This is a genomic window from Kribbella sp. WER1 (assembly GCF_054189145.1).
On sequence record NZ_CM135186.1, the window covers coordinates 1290940 to 1313311 of the forward strand.

Consider the following 22372-nt stretch of genomic DNA (forward strand, 5'->3'; position numbering starts at 1 on the left):
GAGCCGTCAGAGGTCTTCCTCGCGGCGGCGACGCCAGCGGTCCTCCATGCGCTCCATGAACGTGCCGGACGAGTCGTGCTTGGTCCGGTGGCGCTTGGTCGGCGGAGGCGGCGGGATGTCGTCGGACTCTCCCGCGTTGCTGATCCGCTTCATACTCAGCGCCGCGACGTACAGACAGGCCACCATCATCACGAAGCCGATGACTCCGATGATGGTGTTGGGCAGGATCGCACCGGTCATCAGCACCGCGATGCCCAGCACGAATCCGACGCCGGCGAGCACTGCCCGGCGCCGGTAGTACAAGCGCACATTGGTCCCACGCATGGCGGAAACGAACTTCGGGTCTTCCGCAGCAAGGGCACGTTCGAGCTGCTCGAACTGGCGCTGCTCTTCTTCCGAGAGGGGCACCGTCGATCCCTCCATGATGAGCGCGATCTCGATAGGCCGCCTCCAGTCTAGGCCGCGCCCGCGTCACACGAAACCCTGACCGCCTGTCCAGCGCGTCACGGTCGCGCAACTGCCGCCGATGTCACCCTCTGTCGCCGGTGCCGACCAACGGGTGGCGGTCAGCGGGTGGCGAGGATGTGCAGCTGGGTGGCGAGCGCGCGGAAGGCCGGGTGCTGGCTCGCGGCCCGCTCCAGCTCGGCCAGCGAGTCGGCGGCACCCGGCTCGGAGTCGACGAACGCGGACGGCACCAGGTCGGCAAACGTCCGGACACCGTGCACCGTGTGCACCATGAACCCGGCGTCGGCCAGCTGCCCGGTGATCCCAGCCTCGTCGAACCGGCGCGGCATCGGGTCGGTGACACCCCAGCGCCCGTCCGGGTCCTGCAACGCGATCCGCGCCTCGGCCAGGTGCCCGGCCAGCGCCCGGGCCAGCACGACGGCGTTGCGCTGCGCAACGAGCAGACTCAGTACGCCGCCCTCCCGCAGGACCGACGCCATCGCCTGCAGCGCCTGCACCGGGTCGTCGACGACCTCGAGAACGCCGTGACACAGGACGGCGTCCGCGGTCGACTCGCCGGTCAGCCCGAGCAGCTCCGCGGCATCACCCTGGACGCCGCGGACGAGTTCGCTGACGCCTTCGTCGCGGGCGCGGCGCTCGAGCGAGGCGAGCGCGTCCGGGCTCGGGTCGACGACCGTCACCCGGTGTCCCTCGACCGCCAGCGGTACGGCGAATCCGCCGGTGCCGCCGCCGAGGTCGACGATGTCCAGGCCGGCGCCCGGATCGGTCCGCTCCCGCGCCGCCAACGCAACGCGCAGCGCCTCGCCGACCAACGCCGTCCGTACGCCGCGTCGCCGCCGCTCCACCATCGACCCTCCCGCCAGATCCTGTCGCGCCACACCCTACTTGCCCGGGGCCCCGGCTCCGTGCACACGCCCCGGACCGGGCCTGACCGCTCTGTGTCAGGACGGGGTGCGAGCCACCAGGTACAACCGATTGGTGGTTTCGGCGTGCGACGCGAGCGGGCCGCGCAGGTACCACTCGATGTCGGTGAGGCCGGCGGATTCGAGCAGCTGGACGATCGCGGCGGGGTTGTGCAGGACGTAGTCGAGGCTGACCTCGTGGCCCAGGAACTCGTCGACGTGACGGACCTCGTCGCCGGCGTGCAACGCGAGTACGAGCAGGCCGCCGGGATCCAGCGGGCGGGTCAGCGCGCCGATCGTCTCCGGGAGCTCCGTGGCGGCCAGGTGGATCAGCGAGTACCACGCGAGCACCGCCGCCCAGCCGGAACTGGCCGGCGGCCGGCCGAGCCGCCGCAGGTCGCCGACCTCGAACCGGAGCCGCGGGAACCGCCGGCGCGCCTCGGCGACCATCTCCGGCGACACGTCGATGCCGGTCGCATCCGCGTCCCGGTCGGCGAGGTACGCCGTCACGTGCCCGGGCCCGGCGCCGACCTCGACGATCGGGCGACCGTCGGCGTCGGCAATCACCCGGTCGAGCAGCCAGCGCTCGAACGGCAGCCCCTCGAGTTCGTCGAGCAGCTCGTCCGCGTACGCCGTCGCGACCGCGTCGTACGCCGACCGGACGCGCTCGTCGCGGGTCGCTGCTCCGTCGGCGATCACCGTGTCGCGGTCGACGGACTCGACGGCGGGTGACGCGTCGCCCTCGGGGACCGGACCGAGCAGATGGATCCAGCGGCGATCGTGCTGACCGGCGCGGCGTTCGAGTTCGCGGACGAGCGGCTCGGGGCGCGCGGCCATCCGTTGCAGGCACGCCTCGACAGCGGCCCGGTCCTCGAACGGGTGCAGCCGCTCGGTGCGGGTCCGCAACTCCCCCGGCGCCTGCCCGCCGCGCAGCAGCAGGACCGTGACCAGCGCCCGCTCGTCCTCCTCGAGGCCGAGCTTCTCGTCGAGGATCTGGTGGTACTTCAACGTCCGGCGGCCGGTGTCGGCCCAGACGATCCGCAACAGTTCACGATCCCGCAGCCCGCGGGCGACCCGCTCGACGGTGCCCTGGTCGTAGTCCACGACCGGCTCGCGATTGCTGGTCTGGTTGCACGCGGTCCGCAACGCGTTCGCCGTCAACGGGTACGACGCCGGCACCGTCAACTGCTTCTCCAGCAAGCTCCCGAGGACCCGCTGCTCCTCGCCATCCAGTACCGGAAGTCCGCTCACCCTGCCGACCCTAGTAGACGACCCGGGCCGCACGGTGGGTGTCAGCCGGGTTGGTAGGTCTCCGGGAGGGTGAGAGGCTCGAACGACGTGCCGTTGCAGGCCGGGCAGAGGGCGTCGTCGGACAGGCCGGAACCGGCGCACCGGGTGCACAGGCCGTCGTGCCACACCTCGCCGGACAGGCCTTGGTGCGGACGCGGGTAGTGCGTATCCGGCAGGTAGCACTCGGCGCCGGTGACGGCGTGGACACGACCGCACAGGTCCTTGCCCAGGCCTCGGGTGGGTTCGCTCACGGTCGGGATCTCCTCAACGACGGGGATGGTTCAGCTCGCCTGCATCCAGGACTGGGTGAGAACGGACTGCGGGTCGGTGGTCGCGGTGAGCACCGGGGTGGTGGACAGCCGCAGGCTGGCTTCCACCTGGGTGTAGAACGTGTCGACCGCGCGGATCAGATCGTCGGCCTCGCGGGTGCTGACGGCGCGCTCCAGCCCGGCCTCGGCGGCCGCGCGCTGGGCGGCACCGGCCGCGAAGAACGTGGCCCACTCGCCGAACTCCGGCGCGACCTCGGCGAGCAGCACCCAGGCGTTGCGCTGCACCCGGCGGCGGCCCGAACGGACCGGGCGGGCGCGCACCGCGAGCACGGCGGCCGCGACCCGGAGCGCCGCGACGTGCGCGCTCGAGTAGCGGATCAGATGGTCGGTGGTCTCGGTCGCCTCGGCCAGCGCGGCCCGGGCACGGAACAGCTCGCGGCTGGCCGCGCCGGCCGCGGCCGGCGACACCGGTGAAACTGTCATCGGTCGGTCACCCTCTCCAGTTGCCAACGACCCGAATGCGGGTCGTGCGCAAGTTCGAACGTCTCCTGCCGCCCCAGCCGGCCACACCCGGCTTCCACCCGGAACACCGTGCGCTCCGGTCCCCATTCCGCGTCCAGCACGCCGACGGCCGCCGAGCAGACCTCCGCGACCGTGGCCGCGTCGATCCGGGCGAGCGTGTCGGTGCGGGCCAGCGGGTCGTGGATGCTGCCGGTGCCGATGACGCCGCGCTCCCACCAGGCGGCGGTCTCGGTCCACTGGGACCGGACCGCGCGGACCCGCCAGAGGCGCCCACGCCAGAGGAACTGGTCGGGGATCTGCGCGCCGTCCACCGGCACCGAGTGCACCTCGACGGCGTCGTCGAACTCCCACATGGTCCATCGCCTCCTGACGATCCAGCGCTTCCCCGGGCCGGCGGCCCGGCGGGTGAGCTCGGGGTGGGGGTCGAGGACCACCCCGGTGCCCGGCCCGCCGGGGCCACCGGATTCCGATGCGGCCGCAACTCCGCACCGGAGTCGTCCAGCTGTCCGGTTCGCCCCGGGCCGGCCTCCCGACGAAGCCGGGTCCGAGGAAATCGAACATCTGTTCGAACACTGGAAGCGTATCGTCGCCTGCCGACAGTCGTCAACGGGAACCGTCGACGGCGCGTCGGGGAGCGGGCGGTGGGCAGCCGTGAGCGCCCGGATGGGGCCGGTGGGTGCGCTCTCGGTGTCCATGCGTTCATCTTGGTGGGTGCCACCGACAGTTTCCGGAAAGTGGCGTGACAGGGGTCCTATGCTCACCAGGGTGAGCAGTCATCCCAATGTGCAGAAGGTGGCCGACGCGCTGCAGGCGGCCGGGGCCACCGCAGAGATCGTGATCCTCGACCAGGCGGTGCCGACCGCGGCGGCCGCGGCGGCCGAGCTCGGCTGTGCGGTCGGCGCGATCGCGAACAGCCTGATCTTCGACGGCGACGGCGCCCCGGTGCTGATCCTCACCTCGGGCGCGCACCGCGTGGACACCGCGAAGGTGGCGGCCGGCCTCGGGATCGGCAAGCTGAAGCGGGCCACCCCGGAGTTCGTCAAGCAGCACACCGGCCAGTCGATCGGCGGCGTCGCCCCGGTCGGGCATCCGGGCCCGGTCCCGACGTACGTCGACACCGCGCTCGCGCAGTACCCGGTGATCTGGGCCGCGGCGGGCATCCCGCACTCCGTCTTCCCGACCAGCTACGACGAGCTGCTGAAGCTCACCGACGGCACGGAGATCGCCGTCAACTGAGGACCGCGGGTACGGCGCTCTTCACGAAGCGCCGGGTCAGCCTGGCGCGGGTGTGCCGCCAGAACGGCCCGACCCGCAGCTCCGACCCGTAGCGGCGCCGGCGGATGTCCTCGACGACGTCCGCGGGCGCCCCGAGCCGGGGCAGGATGTCGAGCGCGGCCCGCTTGGTGATCAGGTCACCGGTGGCCAGCGTGACGTGCGCCCGGGCGATCGTCAGCAGGCTCAGGTCGACCCAGATGTCGGCGTACCAGTTGCTCCGTTTGCGGGTGGCCGGCAGCCAGAACTCGCGCAGGTCCCGGCGGACGAACTCGAACAGCTCGTCGTCGGTCACCGGCGGCAGCAGCTCCGCGGGCGGCGGCCCGAAGAGCGTTCGGTTGCCGATGGCAAGTTCCCGGCGGGTCACCGGCGTCACCGGCCGGTCGAAGTACCGCTGGTGGGCGAACGTCGGATGCCGCACGTTCAGGTCCGCGAGGTCGGTCATGTAGGAGCAGTGCAGCTTGTCGGCCAGCGGGTACGACCGGATCAGCTCCTGGTGTATCTCGGCGACGAAGGGCGGCGGCGGCTCGGACACGACGACGATCGCGTCGAGGTCGCTGCGGCCGACCTGGTAGTCCCCCAGCGCCAGCGATCCGTGCAGCCACACGGCCTTGACGTCGGCGACCGCCCGTACCGACGTGACGAAGCCGTCCAGCAGCGGCTGGACGGCTTCGTCGATCACGTGCGTCAGACTAGACGGCCGGTCGGACGTCCACGTCGGCGGCCCGGACGTACGCCATCCGGTGGCCGAACCAGATCTCGTAGTACTTGTCCTTGCCGAGCACCTGGACGTGGTCCGCCGGCGCCTGGCCGTCGAACGACACGGCCCGGTAGTAGTCGGTCTCGATGCTCAGGTCGGCGACCGGGTAGGCCTGTCCCGCACCGATCGTGTACTGCAGCGGAGTCACCGTCTGGTAAGGGATTCCGGCCGGGTACGCCGACTGCTCCGGGTACGCGCGCCCGTACACCGGCACCGACGTCTTGCCCGCCTTCGGCTTCACGACCAGGCCGGGCTTGGCGAACGCGTCCGGCGCGGACACCGGGCTCTTGAACCAGCCCTTCGCCCCGAGGTACCAGACGGCCACCCAGTCGCCCTGGCGCTCGGCCACGACGTACTGCGATCCGGCTGCCGCCCGCGAACCCATGTCCGACACGTCAGTGGTGCCGTCGGAGCCGTCCTTGTGCAGGCCGATGTCCTTGACCAGCGGGGCGTTGTCGGCCGGCGCCTGGCGCAGGTACACGAAGTTGGTGCCCTGCGGCTTGCACGGCGTACCCGGGGCGTCGCAGTTGTCGACGACCTGGACGTTGCCCGCGAAGCCCGGCTTGATCGTGACGACCGACCCGGCCTTGACCGGCAGCACGGACTTGCCCCAGATCGGCGCGCCGAGCAGGTCGAAGTAGTGCTCCCAGTCCCAGTACGGTCCCGGGTCCCAGTGCATGCCGGACACCGTGGACGGGACCGTGCCCGGCACCTGGTCGTGGCCGATGATGTGCGCCCGGTCGAGCGGGATGTTGTTCTTGACGGCCAGGTAGCGCACCAGCTTGGCGGAGTTGCGGTACAGCGACTCGGTGAACCAGGTCGCGCCCTGCGGCGCGAAGCCCTCGTGCTCGATGCCGATGCTGTGCATGTTCACGTACCAGTTGCCGGCGTGCCAGGCGACGTCCTTGGCCTTCACGTGCTGCCAGGTGTGGCCGTCGGACGAGCGCATCGTGTAGTTCCAGCTGACGTACGTCGGGTCCTGCACCAGGTTCAGCACGCCCTGCCAGGTGCCCTCGGTGTCGTGGATGACGATGTAGTCGATCTTGCCGGTCTTCGGCCGGTTGGCGAGGTCGTGGTTGCCGTAGTCGCCGGCCGTCCCGAACTCGGAGTACGGCGCCGGCAGCCACTCACAGCCGAGGCTCGGCGGGCACTCCACGTTCGACGTGGACGGCTGGACGCCGGCCGGCAGCGAGAGCTTGCCCAGCTGGGCCTTGTCCGGCTTCACCGCGAGCGCCGGCATCACGATCTGCTGGCCGGTGTTCGTGGTCCGGGCGGCGCCCTTGGCCAGGATCGAGTACACGTCGTCGGCGAACCCGGCCGCGCCGACCTTGTCCCCCGCCTCGGCGTACGACGCGACCGCGCCGTACCAGTCGGCGGCGGAGGTGTTCGCGCCGGTCGGCAGCCCGAGCGACTTCTGGTACGACGCCAGCACCGCGGCACCGCCGTCGATGTTCGCGGTCGTGTTCGTGCGCAGCGTGGACTGGTCGACGCCGGTCAGCTCGGACGCCTTCTTCAGCGTCTGCAGCGACTCGGCGGTGGCCACCTTCTGCTTGCCGGACAGGTCGGCGACCTCGGAGGCGCCCAGGCCGGTGAGGTGCATCGGGCCGTAGCCACCGGTGGTACTCGGCGCGCCGGCATGGTCGTCCCACCGCGACTCGGCGTACGAGACGGCCAGCAGCACCGACTCCGGTACGCCGTACTTCGCGGCGGCCGCGCCGTACGCGGACTGGCCGGTGACACCGGGGGTGCCGGGCTGGGACGCCTCGGCCGGTGGACTTCCCAACGACACGCCGACCAGCGCGGTCGGCACAGCTACCGCAGCGAGTGCGGCAAGAATCTTCGGACGACGCAGCATGATGATCTCCTGAACCCGTGGGCGGGGTGCCGGTCACACAGACTGGCAGCCTAGTCACTGTGAGTCGAGGCGACGCGGATGTCAACGGTTAACCAAAACTCACCCCACAGGGTTCGATACTGACGAAATCATGCCGCCCGACGCAGGTTACGGAGTACCGCGATGGAAGCGCTGCCGCTGGCGGTGACGACAGGCTGGGCCAGTGGCGTGAACGCCTATGTCTGCGTGCTGATGCTCGGTCTGCTGGGCCGGTTCGCCGGTGCGGACGAGGTGCCGCACGCACTCACCACGACGCCGGTGCTGATCGCCGCGGGCGTGCTGTTCGCATTCGAGTTCGTGGCCGACAAGATCCCGTACGTCGACTCCGCGTGGGACGCGATCTCGACGGTCATCCGGCCGACCATCGGCGCGATCCTGGCCGCGTTGATGTCCGGCCAGGCGAGCACCCTGCACCAGGCGCTGATTGCGACCACCGGCGGTCTGGTGGCGCTGCTCTCGCACGCGGTGAAGTCGAGTCTGCGGCTGGCGATCAACACCTCCCCCGAGCCGGTCACCAACATCGCCGCCTCGTCGGGAGAGGATGTCGCGGTCGCCGGTGTGGTCTCGCTGGCCGCGTTCCATCCGGAGGCCGCGCTGATCATCGCCGGCGTGCTGCTGATCCTCGGGCTGATCGCGGTGTACTTCGCGTTCAGGCTGATCCGGCGGGGGTATCTCAGGTTCAAGGCGTGGCGAGAGAAACGTAGGAACAGTAGTGGCTGACGTAATTGTGGTCGGGGCCGGTCTGGCCGGTCTGGCGAGTGCCGTGCGGCTGGCGAAGCTCGGCCACCAGGTGACGGTCTGCGAACGCAACGAGCACCTAGGCGGTGTTCTCGGGCGCGTGGAGGCAGACGGCTTCACCTGGGACGCAGGAGCGGCCAGTACGACGCTCCCAGCCGCCCTGCGCGACCTGTTCCGTAAGAGCGGCCGCCCGATCGAGAGCCTCGTCCAACTGGACCCGGTGACCGAGCCGCGCCGCCACCTGTTCGCGGACGGCTCCGTACTCGACCTGCCGGTCAGTGACCGCGGCGCGCAGGAAGAGGCGTGGACCGACCTGGCCGGAGCGCCCACGGCCGCGCAATGGACCAAGCTGGTCGATGCGTACGGCGACACCTGGCAACTGCTGCGCAAGTCCTCGTTGGAGCCGCCGCTCGAGAACAAGCTGCCGATCAAGACCGTCCGCGCCCTCAAGCCCTGGCAGTCGCTGGAGAAGGTCGCCCGGCGCGAGCTGACCGACGACCGCGCCCGGGCGGTACTGCGGCACTTCGCGGCCCAGGGCGGTTCGGACGCGAGCCTGACGCCCGGGTACGTCGGTGTCTGGTCGTACCTGGAGCGGACGTTCGGCCGCTGGACCATTGCCGGCGGTTTCGGCGCGCTGGCCGACGCGTTGGCACAGCGCGCGAGCGAGCGGAAGATCGTCGTACGGACCAGCACCGAGGTCGTCGCGGTCAGCACCAGCAACGGCGCGGTCACCGGCGTACGGCTGTCGGACGGTGAGGAGATCCGCGCGGACGTCGTCGTCAGCGACGTCGACCCGCGGGTGCTGTACGAGTCGATGCTGGACGACCCGGCCGCCAAGAAGGTGCGGAAGCGGATCCTCTCGACCCACCAGGCCCAGGCGGCGTACGTCGTCCATCTGGGGCTGAAGGACCCGGTGCCGGAGCTCCCGTTCGAGACCGTGCTGCACGGTACGCCGACCGTCGTCGTCCGCACAGGTGGTACGGCGCCGGCCGGTCACCAGGCGTGGTCCGTGCTGGTCCACGGCTACCCGACCGACGACGTACTGGACCTCTTGGTCGCCCGTGGCCTGCACGTCCGCGAGAGCGTTGTCTCCCGGCAGACCTCTCCGTCCTGGTGGGCCGGGGTCGCCTGGGAGGGATACAGGACGGCCCGCCGCCGCGCGTCGAACGTGTCCCCGGTGAAGGGCCTGTACTGCGTCGGCGCAGGCGCCCACCCGGGCTCCGGTGTGCCCGCCACCACACTGGGAGCGGCGATTGTCGCGGACGCCATCGGGAAGGCCTGAGACCGCTGTCGGGTTGGACAGAGGAGCCAACTAAGATTGGTTGTTCCTGTGTTCTGAGTCCCGGCGGGAGAGGACCTCGGTGGATCACACCCCCACATCAGCCGATCACGAGACTGTCGAGCGGGCTGAGCTGGTGGCTGAACAGCAACATGTCGACCGGGTCTACGGCCGGGTCGAGGAGGCCGCCCGGTCCGCGTCCCGGATCGCGGTCGAAGGGCATCAGCGCGGCCAGGCGCAGAACGTCGGCCGTGTCCGCGACGAGGAGCAGACCGGCCTCTACGAGCGGGACGTGCTGGTGTTCGCGGCTGCCCGGCGGATCGCCGAGCTGGACGCGGAGCACGAGGGCCTGGTCTTCGGCCGGCTGGACTCCGACCACGGCGACGACCAGCCGGCCGCGGCGACCGCGGCCGACCTCGAGAAGCTGTACGTCGGGCGGATCGGCGTCCGGGACGCGGAGTACGAGCCGCTGGTGATCGACTGGCGGGCGCCCGCGGCCGAGCCGTTCTACCGGGCCACGCCGACCGACCGGCAGAAGGTCGTCCGGCGCCGCGTGCTGCGGAACAAGGGCGCCCGGATCGCGGGCCTCGAGGACGACCTGCTGGCGCCGGAGCGCGCGCCGGAGGACCTGCCGGTGATGGGCGAGGGCGCGCTGATGGCATCGTTGTCCCGGGCCCGCGGGCACACGATGCGGGACATCGTCGCCACCATCCAGGCCGAGCAGGACGAGGCGATCCGGGCCCCTGCCCGGGGCGTCACGGTGATCGGCGGCGGTCCCGGGACCGGCAAGACCGTGGTCGCGCTGCACCGCGCGGCGTACCTGCTGTACAGCGACCGCCGGCGCTTCGAGCGCGGCGGCGTCCTGGTGGTCGGGCCGTCGGCCGCGTTCATGGCCTACATCGAGCGGGTGCTGCCGAGCCTCGGTGAGAACACGGTGTCGCTGCGGGCCGTCGGCGAGCTGGTCGACGGTGTGAAGGCGACTGCCGTCGACAGCGCCGAAGTGGCGGCCGTGAAGGGGTCGCTGCGGATGCGCGGCGTGCTGTCCCGCGCGGCCCGCGACCGGGTGCCGAACGCGCCGACGACGCTGCGGGTGTTCCTCGGCGGCGCGACGGTCGAGCTCGACGCGAACCAGCTCGACAACGTCCGCCGCAACGCGCTCCGGCGTACCGTCCGGAACCGTGCGGCCGCGGAGGCGCGCAAGGGGCTGATCGCGGCGCTGTGGCAGCGGTTCCCGGAGGACCTGCGGAACGGGCCACTGGGCGACCGCGAGGCGTTCGGTGACCGCGTCACCGACACACCGGCGTTCCGGACGTTCTTCAGCCAGTGGTGGCCGGTGCTGACCGCCGAGGCGGTGCTGCGCTGGCTCGGCGACCCGCGCCGCCTGCAGCGCTGGGCCCGCAACGAGCTGACGCCACGGGAAGTCGACGCACTCGCCACGGCGATCCGGACGACCGACGAGTTCACGGTCGCGGACGTGGCGCTGCTGGACGAGCTCGGCACGCTCCTGGGCCGGCCGCCGATCGCGGAGAACACCGACGAGGAGTTCGACTGGCTGGAAGGGCTGACCGACGGCGTCAACGAAGTACTGACCAGCTCCGAGCGGCGGGCCCGGGCCGCGGCCGCGCGCGAGGCGGAGGAGCCGGAGGAGTACGCGCACGTCCTGGTCGACGAGGCGCAGGACCTCTCCCCCATGCAGTGGCGGATGGTCACCCGGCGCGGCCCGCAGGCCAGCTGGACGATCGTCGGCGACCTCGCGCAGAGCTCCTGGCGGGACCCGGCCGAGGCGCAGGCGGCGATGGACTCGATGCTGTCGCACCTGCAACGGCACTCGTTCCGGCTGTCCACCAACTACCGGAACTCCGCGGAGATCTACGCGTTCGCCGGTGAGGTGATCCGGCAGTCGATCCCGGACGCCGACCTGCCGAACGCGGTCCGCAGCACCGGCGTGGAGCCGGAGCATCGGGTCTTCGACGCGGGCAAGGTCGCGGAGGCGGCCGGCGACGCGGCCGCGGAGCTGCTGCAGCTGGTCGAGGGCACCGTCGGAGTGATCGTGCCGCCGGCCCTCCGGCCGGCCGTCGACCCGGTGCTGGCCGAGGTCGGCGATCCACGGGTCGTTGCCGTCAGCCCCTTGGACTCGAAGGGCCTGGAGTACGACGGTGTCGTGGTGGTCGAGCCGGACCGGATCGTCAGCGACACGCTCGGCGGCGTCCGCGCGCTGTACGTCGTGCTGACCCGCGCGACCCAACGGATGATTACCATCAACAGCACTACCCATTGGTTGCCCGCCCGCGACTCCTGACACCCCAGGAAGTAGCGCTTTGACCAAGGTTCTCGGCGTGGCCGTTGCTGTCGTAGCAATGGCCACGCAACTCACCGTGCCCGCTGTCGCCGCGCCGAAGCTCAAGTGGGGTGAGTGCCCACCTGACTCCGGCGCGTTCCGGCAGGTGTCCTGCGCGACCATCAAGGTCCCGCTGGACTACGCGAAGCCGGACGGGAAGCAGATCACGCTGACCATCTCCGGAGTCGGCAGCCTGTCCGCGCCGCACGCGTTGCTGGTCAACCCAGGCGGCCCCGGCGCGCCGGGGATCGGCCTGGAGCAGATGGTGAACGCGGCGCTGCCGGAGAAGGTCGCCGAGCAGTACGCCGTGTTCAGCTTCGACCCGCGCGGCGTCGGAGACAGTACGCCGGTCAGCTGCGGCAACACCAGCAAGCTCGTGAAGCACCCCGCACTCCCCTACAGGCCCGCGAACGCGCAGCAGGAACAGCAGCGCGTCCAGCAGGCCAAGCAGATCGCCCAGCAGTGCGGCCGGTACGGCAAGGACCTGCTGCCGTACATCACCACCGAGAACGCGGCCCGCGACATGGACCGGATCCGGATCGCACTCGGCCGCGACAAGCTCGACTACCTGGGCTATTCGTACGGCACCAAGCTCGGCGCGACGTACGCGACGCTGTTTCCGCAGCACACCGGGCGGATGATCCTGAACAGCGTGGTCGACCCGCTGGTGTCGACGTACAAGACGACGTACGAGCAGGATCCGGCCTTCCAGACGCGGGCCGGCCAGATGTTCGGATGGATCGCGGGGCAGAACAAGACGTATCACCTGGGTACGACGGCCAAGGCGGTCGCGGCGGTGTGGCAGAAGGCGCGGGCCGATCTGGCGAAGAAGCCGGCCGGCGGACGGGCAGGTGCGGCCGAGCTGGACGACATGCTCGCGTCCGCGCTCTACACGGACGATCTGTGGTCGTCGCTCGCCGATGCACTGGTGCAGTACCGGCACGGTGATCCGTCCGGGTTGCTGTCGATCACGGACCAGTTCGCGTTGCAGTCGGTGGATCCGGGGCTGCTCGCGTACAACTGCACGGATCCCGGCTGGCCGCGGAACTGGCACGCGTGGCACTGGGACACCGCGGTCGCGGATCGACGCGCACCGCAGTTCGCCTGGATGAACACGTGGTACAGCGCGCCGTGCGCGTTCTGGCCGGTCGCTCCGGTGAAGCAGACGCCGATCAGGTCCGACGTACCGGTCCTGCTGCTGCAGAGTCGCTACGACCCGGCCACGCCGTTGCTCGGCGCGCGGCGGATGCACGCAGTACTCAGCCGCTCGAAGCTGTTGACGGACAACGGCGGCAACCACGCGTCGTACTTGTTCTCGAACAATCCCTGCGTGGACAGCAAAGCGGAGAAGTACCTGCTGACCGGGCAGCTACCGAACGACGGCGACTGCCCGGCTCCAAATTAGGCGCGCGGTACGACGTACTCGACCAGGTCGGCCTCGTTCGCGCCGAGGTCGGCCCAGTGGGTCGTGAGGTGCAGGATCGCGAGGCCGGTGGTCGGGTACTTCTGGGTGAGCTCGACCCGCTCCGGGCTGGTGCCGTCCAGCGCGAGCTCGTCGGCCAGCCACGGGATGCCCGGCGCGTGCCCGACCACGACCACCGTGCGGGCCTCCGCCGGGGCCTCGTGGACGACGTCCAGCAGCGACTCGGTGTCGGCGTTGTAGACCCGCTTGTCGTACCAGACGTCCTTGGCCGTGACGCCCGCCTCGGCGACCAGCTTCCAGGTCTCCCGGGTGCGCTTCGACGGCGAGCACAGCACCAGGTCCGGCTCGATGCCCTGGGCAACGAGGTGCCGGCCGGCCGCGCTCGCGTCCGCGCGGCCGCGGTCGGCGAGCGGACGTTCGAGGTCCGGCAGGTCCGGCCTGGTCTCCGGCGGCACCGCCTTCGCGTGCCGGAGCAGGACGAGAGTTCGGTCGATCAACAGGTCCGACGGGTCAGCCATTGCGTCAGGATACGACGGCTGGGCGGAGGTTGCGGAAGACCTGTCGTGTTGCCGTCGATCTGTTCAAGGTAATGAAATGAATGCCGGGGGCGCCCCCGGCCAGGAGGCGTTCGCAGAGCTCGGTGGCGATCTCGATACCCACCTGCCGGACTGCCGCCGAGTCGTCCTCGACGGCGTGCAGCCGGTCGGTCACCGACGCGGGCAGCGCCATGCCGGTGAGCTCGGCCATCCGCTGGATCTGCTTGATGTTGGTCACCGGCATGATGCCCGGCAGCACCGGGATGTCGCAGCCGAGCGCCGCCGCCCGGTCGACCAGCCGGAAGTAGCCGTCGGCGCCGAAGAACATCTGGGTGATCGCGTAGTCCGCGCCGGCCTGCGCCTTCGCGGCCAGCACCTGCGCGTCCGCCTCCAGCGACACGGCCTCCGGGTGCTTGTCGGGGAAGGCAGCCACGCCGACGCAGAAGTCGCCGAGCGAACGAATCAGCTCGACCAGCTCGATCGCGTGGTTCAGCCCGTCGGGATGCGCGACCCACGGCTGGTTCGGACCGCCGGGCGGGTCGCCGCGCAGGGCGAGCATGTTCCGGACGCCGGATCCGGCGTACGCGCCGATCACCGAGCGGAGCTCGTCGCGGGAGTGCGCGACGCAGGTCAGGTGCCCGAGCGGGGTCAGCGAGGTGTCCTGGGCGACCCGTTCGGTGACCCGGATGGTGCCGTCCCGGGTGCTGCCGCCGGCGCCGTACGTGATCGAGACGAACGTCGGCCGGAGCTGCTCGATCTCGCGGATCGAACGCCACAGCACCTCCTCCGCCTCGGGCGTCTTCGGCGGGAAGAACTCGAACGAGAAGGACCGCTCCCCGGACGCGAGCAGCTCACGGATCGTCGGCGCACCGCCGGGAAGCGTCGAGGGAAGACCGTTCGCCATGCGCCTCAGGTTACCCGCGGTGAACCCTGCCGTCTGCCCACCGACTACGCTCCGAGACGTGGATGACGTGGACGTTCCGGCCGGGATCCAGCAGGCGTTGAGCGGGTTCCTCGACCGGCAGGAGGAGCGGCTCGCGGCGATCGGGCCGGAGCTGACCGAGCAGGTGCAGGCGGCGCGGGACGCGACCAGTGGCGGGAAGCGGTTGCGGCCGGCGTTCTGCTACTGGGGGTATCGGGCGGCGGGCGGCGATCCGGCGCTCCCGATCCTGCCCGCCGCGGCCAGCCTGGAGATGCTGCACGTCAGCGCGCTCGTGCACGACGACGTGATGGACTCCTCCGACGTACGGCGCGGCGCACCGGCCGCGCACCGGCGGTTCGAGGCGCTGCAGCGCGAGCGCGCCGAGAAGACCGGCCGCGGCGGTGACCCGGTCGGCTTCGGAGTGGGCGCGGCGATCCTGCTCGGCGACCTGTGCCTGATCTGGGCCGACGAACTGCTGCACACGTCCGGCTTCGACGCGGCCGCGCTGGCCCGGGCCGAGCAGTACTTCGACGCCGTCCGCGTCGAGGTCACCGCCGGGCAGTACCTCGACCTGGTCGCGCAGGCGAGCGGCGAGTCCGACATGGACCTCGCGCTGCGGGTGCTGCGGTACAAGTCCGCGTCGTACACGATCGAGCGGCCGCTGCACATCGGCGCCGCGCTGGCCGGTGGCGACGAGCGGCTGATCGCGTCGCTGTCCGGGTACGGGCGTCCGCTCGGCGAGGCGTTCCAGCTCCGCGACGACCTGCTCGGCGTGTTCGGCGACCCGGCGCTGACCGGGAAACCGGCCGGCGACGACCTGCGCGAGGGCAAGCGGACGGTGCTGATCGCGTACGCCGTCGACCACGCGTCGGAGATCCAGCTGACCGAGTTCGACCGGCTGTTCGGGCGGCCGGACCTGGACGACGACGAGATCCAGCTGCTCCGCGAGATCCTCCAGGACTCGCGCGCCGTCCAGGCCTGCGAGGAGCTGATCACCGATCGCACCGAGGACGCCCTCGACGCCCTCGACCGCGCCGCGCTGGCCGACGACACCGCCCGCAAAGCGCTGACAGATCTGGCAATCGCGGCGACCGCCCGCAATCTGTGAAGGCTACTGCCCGGCGAGGAGATTGATCAGGCGGAGCAGGTCGGCGGTGGCCGGTAGCGGTCCGAGGACGATGACCTTGAGTACGCCGCGGTCCTCGTCGTAGATCGTCTCCGTCTTCAGGCCGTCGGACTCCGGCTGGTTGAGCGCGCCGTCGATGTGGGTGCCGATCCGGTCGGCGGTGGCGCGGTCCACGGCGTCGATGCGCACGATGCTCGACGCCTCGACGTGCCGGGCGGACCGGTCCAGGTCGGCGATCGCGGTCGGCGTACCGGTGAACGCCTCCAGGTCCTCGCGGGAGATCCGGTACTGCTTCCCGATCCGGACGGCCTTCAGCCGGCCGTCGCGGACGTAGTTGCGGATCGTCCGGACGTGCAGGCCCAGGCGGTTCGCCACCTGCTCCACCGAGTACAGCTCCTGGGCCATACCTGCAGACTAAGACACTTTCCTTAGAATTCCCTATACAGGGCCGAATACAGCTTCATAGGGTAATTTTCGGCAACTCGCTCAGCAGGTCCGGCGTACTCGCCTCGGCGATCAGGACCCGGAGCTGACCGGAGTTCGTGGTGTCCTCGGTGAAGATCTGCAGCGCGACGTCGACGGTGTCGTGGTCGTGCTCGAGCAGGTTCCGGACACCGGTCCAGAGCACCACCTCGGGCGCGCCGGTGGACCGGTCGCTGAGCGAGTCGGCGAGCGCGTCCCAGTTCCGCCCGAACCAGCGCGGCAGGTCGAACGCGGTCGCGCACAGGTCCAGGAATCCGGCCTTGTCGTGGATCTCCCCGGTGTCGAGCAGCACGAACCCGAACCCGGCGGCGGCAGCCTTCCGCCGGACGTCGTCGGCGCCGGGAGCATCCGGCCACCGGTACACCCCCGGCCGTAGCGCTTTCAGCGACGTCATGACGTACCCCCGTTCTCCGCGATCCGGCGGAACGACTTGTAGTGGTCGTCGGTGTAGTACCGCTCACCGGCGTTCCCGGACACGATCCGGCGGGCGCCGCGGTCCTTCGACCCGGGCGTCTTCACCGTGTACTCGTGGTAGTAGCCGCGGTCGTGCTTGGGCAGGATCTTCTCCAGGTTGCCGAACACGACACCGTCGCGGCTGTACGGGAACGGGCCGCCCTGGTCGACCAGCTTCAGCGTGTCCTGGGCTTCCTTCGGCAGGTCCGCGACGGCGACGTACTTCAGCCCGCTGGTCGGGTCGGTGCCGCCCGACTTGCCGGTCGTGGTCTTCGCGGAGCAGCCGAACAGCGAGGCGGCCAGCGTGATCACCAGCATCGCGATCACCACGACCGCGACGATCCGCGCGGTCTTCTGGTTGTTGATCACCCGCGAAGCCTCCTGCTGAACTCGGCCGCCGCCGCGCCCGGGTCGTCCGCCTCGGTGATCGCGCGGACGACGACCACCCGGGTCGAGCCGGCCTCGACGACCTCGTCGAGCCGCTCCAGGTCGATGCCGCCGATCGCGAACCACGGCTTCGACTGCTTGCGGCCCGCGGCGTACGACACCAGCTCCAGCCCGGCCGCCTGGCGTCCCGGCTTGGTCGGCGTCGCCCAGGTCGGGCCGACGCAGAAGTAGTCCGAGCCGACCTCGTCGACAGCGGCGTTCACCTGGCTGAACGAATGCGTCGAACGCCCGACGATCGGCCCCGGCCCGACGATCGCCCGCGCCGCGTGCACCGGCAGGTCCCGCTGCCCGAGATGCAGTACGTCGGCGCCGGCCGCGAACGCGATGTCCGCACGGTCGTTGACCGCGAGCAGCTTGCCGTGCCGCTTGCAGGCGTCCGCGAACACCTCCAGCGCGGCCAGCTCGTCGGCGGCCTCCATCTCCTTCTGCCGGAGCTGCACGATGTCCACGCCACCGGCCAGCGCGGCGTCCAGGAACTGAGCGAGATCGCCCTGCTTCTCCCGCGCATCCGTGCACAGGTACAGCCGGGCATCCGCGAGACGGTCGGTGTGGTCAGTCACACCCCAAAGCCTGCCATGACCAGCCAGACGTAGGGTTTACGGCATGCCAGACGTAGTGGTGATAGGCGGCGGACTGATCGGGTTGGCCACGGCGTGGCGGCTGGCTGTGGATGGTTTGGACGTCACCGTGTGTGACCCGACGCCGGGCGCGCAGACCTCGAACGTCGCGGCCGGGATGCTGGCGCCGGTCACCGAGGTGGAGTTCGGCGAGGACGAGCTGCTCGCGCTCAACCTGGCCTCGGTCGACGCCTGGCCCACGTTCGCCGCCGAGCTGGAGGAGCTGACCGGGCAACCGGCCGGGCTGTACCAGACCGGCACCCTGTCGGTCGCGTACGACGTGGACGACATGGCAGTGCTCCGCCGGGTCGCGGAGTACCAGCGACGGCTCGGCCTCGAGGTCGAGGACCTGTCCGGCCGGGACGCGCGTCGCCGCGAACCCATGCTCGCCACAGGCGTCTCCGGCGGCGTCTGGGTCCCGGGCGATCACTCCGTCGACAACAGGCAGGCCCTTGCGACGCTGCTGAAGGCGCTCGACCGTTCCGGCGTCCAGCTCGTCCGTCAGCGCGTGACGCGGATCATCACCTCCGGTACGACGGCCACCGGCGTACAGCTCGGCAACGGGGACACCGTCGACGCAGGACAGATCGTCGTGGCGGCGGGGCCGTGGTCGTCGCAGCTGGACGGCGTACCGGAGGAGCTGCGGCCGCCCGTCCGTCCGGTGAAGGGCGAGGTACTGCGGCTGCGCGTCCCCGAGGCGTACCGCCCGGCGTTGCAGCACACCGTGCGCGCGACGGCCCGAGGCTTCTCCGTGTACCTCGTACCGCGGCCCGGCGGCGAGCTTGTCGTCGGCGCGACGAGTACCGAGCTCGGCTACGACACCCGGGTGCTGGCCGGCGGCGTGTTCACCCTGCTCCGCGACGCGCGGACGGTACTGCCCGTCATCGACGAGCTCGAGCTGGTCGAGACGATCGCGGGCCTCCGCCCGGCGACCCCGGACAACGCGCCGGTGCTCGGCCCGTCCGGACTGGATCGGTTGCTCTGGGCAACTGGTCACTACCGGAACGGCGTCCTGCTGACGCCGGTCACCGCACAGGTCGTCGCCGACACCGTCCGCACCGGAATCCTCCCGGAGCTCGCGAAACCCTTCCTGGTCAGCCGGTTCGCGCACTGACCCACGGTTGCCGACAGCAACCGCAATCATTGTGAACGACAACAATGTAGTTCAGCGTTGAATTGTAACCTTTACGTTACAGGCGTAACACTGACCCCATCAGCACCTGTTGTCACATCAGCATCAGCACATAGGGTCAGATGACGTTCACAACGGGGAGTTGGTTGCGATGCGCAACGTTGTTCGGATTCTGACCGGGATCGCGGTACCGGTGCTGACCGCGGCCGTGATCACCGCCGGTTCACCGGGGCTCGGCGCCTACAAGGTGCAGCAGGGTGACACCCTCAGCCACATCGCCGGCCGCTACGGCACCACGGTCAGCAACCTGGTCGCGCTGAACAAGCTCGGCGGCAACGGCAACGCGATCTACGCCGGCGAGGTGCTCAAGGTACCGGCGCAGACCGCAAGCACTCCGGCCAAGCGCTCCCAGCTCGGCCGGGTGACGTACGTCGTGAAGGCCGGCGACACGATCTCCGGGATCGCGAAGCGCTACAACTGCTCGCAGGCGAACCTGCTGGCCGCGAACAAGCTGAAGCCGAGCGACCCGATCTTCGCCGGCAAGTCGCTCCAGGTCCCGGTGAAGATCCGGCCGAAGGCGCGCACCGACAACACGTTCGCCGGCCGCACCTACGCGGACCACATCGTCGCCCAGGCGAACCGCAACCGGGCGATCCTGAAGAAGCGCAAGCAGCCCACCCGCTCGCAGATGCGGTCACTGATCGTGAGCACGTCGAAGCGGTACGGCGTCGACCCGCAGCTCGCGCTCGCCGTCGCGTGGCAGGAGTCCGGCTGGAAGCAGCGCGTGGTCTCCCCCGCGAACGCGATCGGCACCATGCAGGTGATCCCGTCCAGCGGCCGGTTCGCGTCCCGGATCGTCGGCCGCGAGCTCGACCTGCTGAACGCGCACGACAACGTCACGGCGGGCGTCGTCCTGCTCAGCCGGCTGACCGGGGCGGCGCAGCTGAACATCGCGGTGGCCGGCTACTACCAGGGCCTCGGCGGGGTGAAGAAGAACGGCATGTACCCCGACACGAAGGCGTACGTGACCAACGTCCTGCGGATCAAGGCGCAGCTGGAACGCGGGTGGAACCCCCTGCGGTGAGCCTGGCTCGGTAACGCTGAGACGTTATCTACACTCTCTGCAGAACGGTTTGGGGAGAGGCGGCTCACCGCAAGTGACGGACGACGTGGACACGCAGGTCAGCGACCGCCTCGTCGGGCGCGTGCTCGACGGTCGGTACCGCGTGGGCGCGCGCGTCGCCAAGGGCGGGATGGCCACCGTCTACCAGGCCCTGGACATGCGGCTGGACCGGACCGTCGCGGTCAAGGTGATGCACGACGGGCTCGGCGACGACGCCCAGTTCACCCGCCGGTTCGTGGCCGAGGCCCGGGCCGCCGCCCGGCTGTCGAACCCGAACGTGGTCGCGGTCTTCGACCAGGGCGACGACGACGGCACGCTGTTCCTGGCGATGGAGTACGTCCCCGGCCGCACGCTGCGGGACGTGATCCGCGACGAGGCGCCGCTGTCCCCCGCCCGCGCGCTGGACCTGCTGACCCCGATCCTGTCCGCGCTCTCGGCCGCCCACGACGCGGGCATCGTGCACCGCGACATCAAGCCCGAGAACGTGCTGATCTCCGACAAGGGCGCGGTGAAGGTCGCCGACTTCGGCCTGGCCCGCGCGGTCAGCGCCAGCGGCAACACCGCCACCCAGGGCCTGCTGATGGGCACGGTGTCGTACCTCGCGCCCGAGCTGGTCACCGACGGCAGCGCCGACGCCCGGTCGGACGTGTACTCGGCGGGCATCCTGCTGTACGAGATGCTCACCGGCAACAAGCCGCACTCCGGCGACACCCCGATCCAGGTCGCCTACGCGCATGTGCACAACGACGTACCGCCGCCGTCGCTCGAGCAGCCCGGGATTCCGCCGTACGTCGACGCGCTCGTGCAGCGGGCGACCGCCCGGGACCGGGACCTGCGGCCGACCGACGCGCGGGTGTTCAGCCGCCAGGTGCACCGGGTCCGCAGCGCGCTCGACGAGGGGCTGCCGGACGACCCGGAGCTGACCGGCGACCTGACCGTGCCAATCCAGCAGATCCGGCAGGACAGCGGGTACGACGACGGGTACACGCGCGGCGAGCCGATCCCCGGTAGCCAGCCGATCCGGCACGACACGATCGTCGTACCGGTGGACCACGGACGGCCGACGGGTGCGCCCGCGAAGACGCCGCCGGCGGCACCGGCCGGCAAGGCGCAGCCGCGGCGGAGGTCGCGCGGTCCGATCGCGTTGATCGTGATCCTCGCGCTCGCGATCGGCATCGGCACCGCCGCCTGGTACTACGGCATCCACCGCTACACGACCACGCCGTCGCTGGTCGGGATGTCGGTCGCGGCGGCCGAGGCCGAAGCCGGGAAGACCGGGCTGAAGACGAGCCTGGACAACCAGGACTACTCGGAGGACGTCGCCAAGGGCGCCGTGATGCGCACCGACCCGGCGCCGGGCGACCGGATCCGGAAGAACGGTGACATCGGGCTGACCGTCTCGAAGGGGCCCGAGCGGTACCGGGTGCCGCAGCTCGTCGGGCTGCAGCTGGACGCCGCGCAGCAGGCGCTGTCGCCGATCAAGCTGATCACCGGGCAGATCAACGAGCAGTACAGCGAGACCGTCCCGCAGGGGCGGGTGATCGCGATCAGCCCGAAGTTCAACACGGTCGTGAAGCCCGGGACCGCGGTGAACTTCGCGGTCAGCAAGGGCAAACGGCCGATCGCCGTCCCGGACCTGACCGGCAAGTCGTACCGGGACGCGAACAAGGCGCTGAAGAAGCTCGGGTTCGTCGTCACGAAGACCACGCAGTACGACGACAAGGTGCCCGAGGGCGACGTGATCAGCCAGAACCCGAACAACGGCACCCTGTTCGCGAAGGACAAGGTCGCGCTGGTCGTCTCGCTCGGCCCGCCGCTGGTCGAGGTACCGAACGTGAAGAAGAAGACCACCGCGGACGCGCAGCAGATCCTCACCGGGGCCGGCTTCAAGGTCACGGTCCAGAAAGCGCCGTTCAACCTCGGCCTCAACATCGTCGCCGCCCAGACCCCCGGCGCCGGCCAAAAAGTCAAACCCGGCACCACAATCGTGATCACCGTTCTTTGATCCACCCCTCCCCTCTTCTTTGAGGGTTACTCAGAAGCCGCTAGTAGGACTTAAGGAAGAGGGGAGAGAAAGAAGAGAGATTGAGAGTGGTGCTTGGGTTCGGCGTCATGGGCTCCGGGTCTCGGACGGCCACCAGTCCTTCGCCGAGTCGTGGCAAACGGCCCAGACCCCCTGCGGCGAGTCGTGAGAAAAGGCGCCAGAAACCAGCCACAATCCACGACTCGACGAACAGGCGCCGAGCCGTTCGCCACGACTCGGCAAAGAGCGGCATACCTCCGGCTGACCACCAGACCCAGCCACCACTCTCAATCTCGTCTTTTTCTCTGCTCTTGTTCATCAATCTCTTTCCCGAAAGCTCAGCCGGATCTTTCTGAAT

23 protein-coding genes are annotated in these 22372 nt (G+C 70.3%); 9 read left to right on the forward strand and 14 right to left on the reverse strand.

Features of this window, described 5'->3' with window-relative positions; genetic code table 11:
• Window positions 1-6 precede the first annotated feature (6 nt).
• The 6 genes from ACXJJ3_RS06305 to ACXJJ3_RS06330 form a co-directional block, all read right to left on the reverse strand.
• Window positions 7-423 carry a DUF3040 domain-containing protein gene (locus ACXJJ3_RS06305; RefSeq protein WP_325037075.1) on the reverse strand — a complete coding sequence of 139 codons (417 nt, stop codon included), beginning with the start codon at window positions 421-423 and terminating at the stop codon, window positions 7-9.
• Between the two features lie 143 nt (window positions 424-566).
• A complete protein-coding gene (locus ACXJJ3_RS06310; RefSeq protein ID WP_458168996.1) occupies window positions 567-1313 on the reverse strand; it encodes a methyltransferase domain-containing protein in 747 nt (248 codons plus the stop codon).
• 93 nt (window positions 1314-1406) lie between these two features.
• Entirely contained in the window at window positions 1407-2618 is a 1212-nt protein-coding gene (locus ACXJJ3_RS06315; protein WP_458168997.1) for a DUF480 domain-containing protein, read from the reverse strand.
• A gap of 41 nt (window positions 2619-2659) precedes the next feature.
• Window positions 2660-2908: a hypothetical protein gene (locus ACXJJ3_RS06320; protein WP_458168998.1), complete on the reverse strand. Its 249-nt coding sequence runs from the start codon at window positions 2906-2908 to the stop codon at window positions 2660-2662.
• A gap of 30 nt (window positions 2909-2938) precedes the next feature.
• The gene (locus tag ACXJJ3_RS06325; RefSeq protein WP_458168999.1) at window positions 2939-3409 is read right to left on the reverse strand and encodes an SAV_6107 family HEPN domain-containing protein; all 471 of its coding nucleotides are present in this window, start codon (window positions 3407-3409) and stop codon (window positions 2939-2941) included.
• Window positions 3406-3801, reverse strand: a complete 396-nt coding sequence (locus ACXJJ3_RS06330) for a DUF6504 family protein (RefSeq protein ID WP_458169000.1) — start codon at window positions 3799-3801, stop codon at window positions 3406-3408. Before ACXJJ3_RS06330 ends, ACXJJ3_RS06325 begins: the two co-directional genes overlap by 4 nt.
• A 412-nt stretch (window positions 3802-4213) precedes the next feature.
• Between ACXJJ3_RS06330 and ACXJJ3_RS06335 the strand changes: the two genes are divergently transcribed.
• Entirely contained in the window at window positions 4214-4684 is a 471-nt protein-coding gene (locus tag ACXJJ3_RS06335) for a YbaK/EbsC family protein (protein WP_458169001.1), read from the forward strand.
• Here the strand turns inward: ACXJJ3_RS06335 and ACXJJ3_RS06340 are convergent.
• The gene (locus ACXJJ3_RS06340; RefSeq protein WP_458169002.1) at window positions 4677-5402 is read right to left on the reverse strand and encodes a nucleotidyltransferase domain-containing protein; all 726 of its coding nucleotides are present in this window, start codon (window positions 5400-5402) and stop codon (window positions 4677-4679) included. The genes ACXJJ3_RS06335 and ACXJJ3_RS06340 overlap by 8 nt on opposite strands.
• 10 nt (window positions 5403-5412) lie before the next feature.
• A complete protein-coding gene (locus ACXJJ3_RS06345) occupies window positions 5413-7335 on the reverse strand; it encodes an N-acetylmuramoyl-L-alanine amidase (RefSeq protein WP_458169003.1) in 1923 nt (640 codons plus the stop codon).
• 162 nt (window positions 7336-7497) lie between these two features.
• Here ACXJJ3_RS06345 and ACXJJ3_RS06350 point away from each other — a divergent pair, with 162 nt between their 5' ends.
• The 4 genes from ACXJJ3_RS06350 to ACXJJ3_RS06365 all read left to right on the forward strand — a co-directional run bounded on the left by ACXJJ3_RS06350 (window position 7498) and on the right by ACXJJ3_RS06365 (window position 13134).
• Complete coding sequence (locus tag ACXJJ3_RS06350) at window positions 7498-8094, forward strand: DUF4126 domain-containing protein (protein WP_458169004.1); 597 nt, start codon at window positions 7498-7500, stop codon at window positions 8092-8094.
• Window positions 8087-9394, forward strand: a complete 1308-nt coding sequence (locus ACXJJ3_RS06355; RefSeq protein ID WP_458169005.1) for a phytoene desaturase family protein — start codon at window positions 8087-8089, stop codon at window positions 9392-9394. Before ACXJJ3_RS06350 ends, ACXJJ3_RS06355 begins: the two co-directional genes overlap by 8 nt.
• A 133-nt stretch (window positions 9395-9527) precedes the next feature.
• Complete coding sequence (locus ACXJJ3_RS06360) at window positions 9528-11690, forward strand: HelD family protein (RefSeq protein ID WP_458169006.1); 2163 nt, start codon at window positions 9528-9530, stop codon at window positions 11688-11690.
• Between the two features lie 37 nt (window positions 11691-11727).
• Window positions 11728-13134 (forward strand): alpha/beta hydrolase, encoded by a 1407-nt coding sequence (locus ACXJJ3_RS06365; protein WP_458169007.1) that lies wholly within the window; start codon window positions 11728-11730, stop codon window positions 13132-13134.
• Here ACXJJ3_RS06365 and ACXJJ3_RS06370 read toward each other — a convergent pair.
• A complete protein-coding gene (locus tag ACXJJ3_RS06370) occupies window positions 13131-13670 on the reverse strand; it encodes a SixA phosphatase family protein (RefSeq protein WP_458169008.1) in 540 nt (179 codons plus the stop codon). The two genes, ACXJJ3_RS06365 and ACXJJ3_RS06370, sit on opposite strands and share 4 nt — an antisense overlap.
• A gap of 4 nt (window positions 13671-13674) precedes the next feature.
• Window positions 13675-14592: a methylenetetrahydrofolate reductase [NAD(P)H] gene (gene metF, locus ACXJJ3_RS06375; protein ID WP_458169009.1), complete on the reverse strand. Its 918-nt coding sequence runs from the start codon at window positions 14590-14592 to the stop codon at window positions 13675-13677.
• Between the two features lie 58 nt (window positions 14593-14650).
• Here metF and ACXJJ3_RS06380 point away from each other — a divergent pair, with 58 nt between their 5' ends.
• Window positions 14651-15718: a polyprenyl synthetase family protein gene (locus ACXJJ3_RS06380; protein WP_458169010.1), complete on the forward strand. Its 1068-nt coding sequence runs from the start codon at window positions 14651-14653 to the stop codon at window positions 15716-15718.
• Window positions 15719-15721: 3 nt separating this feature from the next.
• On the opposite strand, the gene ACXJJ3_RS06385 is transcribed toward ACXJJ3_RS06380, so the two are convergent.
• From ACXJJ3_RS06385 to thiE, 4 genes are read right to left on the reverse strand one after another with little or no spacing between them, the layout of a single operon-like run.
• Window positions 15722-16141 (reverse strand): helix-turn-helix domain-containing protein, encoded by a 420-nt coding sequence (locus ACXJJ3_RS06385; RefSeq protein ID WP_458169011.1) that lies wholly within the window; start codon window positions 16139-16141, stop codon window positions 15722-15724.
• A 55-nt stretch (window positions 16142-16196) separates the two neighbouring features.
• Window positions 16197-16613: a barstar family protein gene (locus ACXJJ3_RS06390; protein WP_458169012.1), complete on the reverse strand. Its 417-nt coding sequence runs from the start codon at window positions 16611-16613 to the stop codon at window positions 16197-16199.
• On the reverse strand, window positions 16610-17041 hold the full coding sequence (locus tag ACXJJ3_RS06395; protein WP_458169013.1) for a ribonuclease domain-containing protein: 432 nt from the start codon (window positions 17039-17041) through the stop codon (window positions 16610-16612). The genes ACXJJ3_RS06390 and ACXJJ3_RS06395 overlap by 4 nt, the downstream gene beginning before the upstream one ends.
• Complete coding sequence (gene thiE / locus ACXJJ3_RS06400; protein ID WP_458169014.1) at window positions 17038-17679, reverse strand: thiamine phosphate synthase; 642 nt, start codon at window positions 17677-17679, stop codon at window positions 17038-17040. Before thiE ends, ACXJJ3_RS06395 begins: the two co-directional genes overlap by 4 nt.
• A 43-nt stretch (window positions 17680-17722) precedes the next feature.
• Between thiE and thiO the strand changes: the two genes are divergently transcribed.
• The 3 genes from thiO to pknB all read left to right on the forward strand — a co-directional run bounded on the left by thiO (window position 17723) and on the right by pknB (window position 21996).
• Window positions 17723-18850: a glycine oxidase ThiO gene (gene thiO / locus ACXJJ3_RS06405; protein WP_458169015.1), complete on the forward strand. Its 1128-nt coding sequence runs from the start codon at window positions 17723-17725 to the stop codon at window positions 18848-18850.
• 169 nt (window positions 18851-19019) lie between these two features.
• Entirely contained in the window at window positions 19020-19952 is a 933-nt protein-coding gene (locus tag ACXJJ3_RS06410) for a lytic transglycosylase (protein ID WP_458169016.1), read from the forward strand.
• 73 nt (window positions 19953-20025) lie between these two features.
• On the forward strand, window positions 20026-21996 hold the full coding sequence (gene pknB, locus ACXJJ3_RS06415) for a Stk1 family PASTA domain-containing Ser/Thr kinase (RefSeq protein WP_458169017.1): 1971 nt from the start codon (window positions 20026-20028) through the stop codon (window positions 21994-21996).
• Window positions 21997-22372 lie beyond the last annotated feature (376 nt).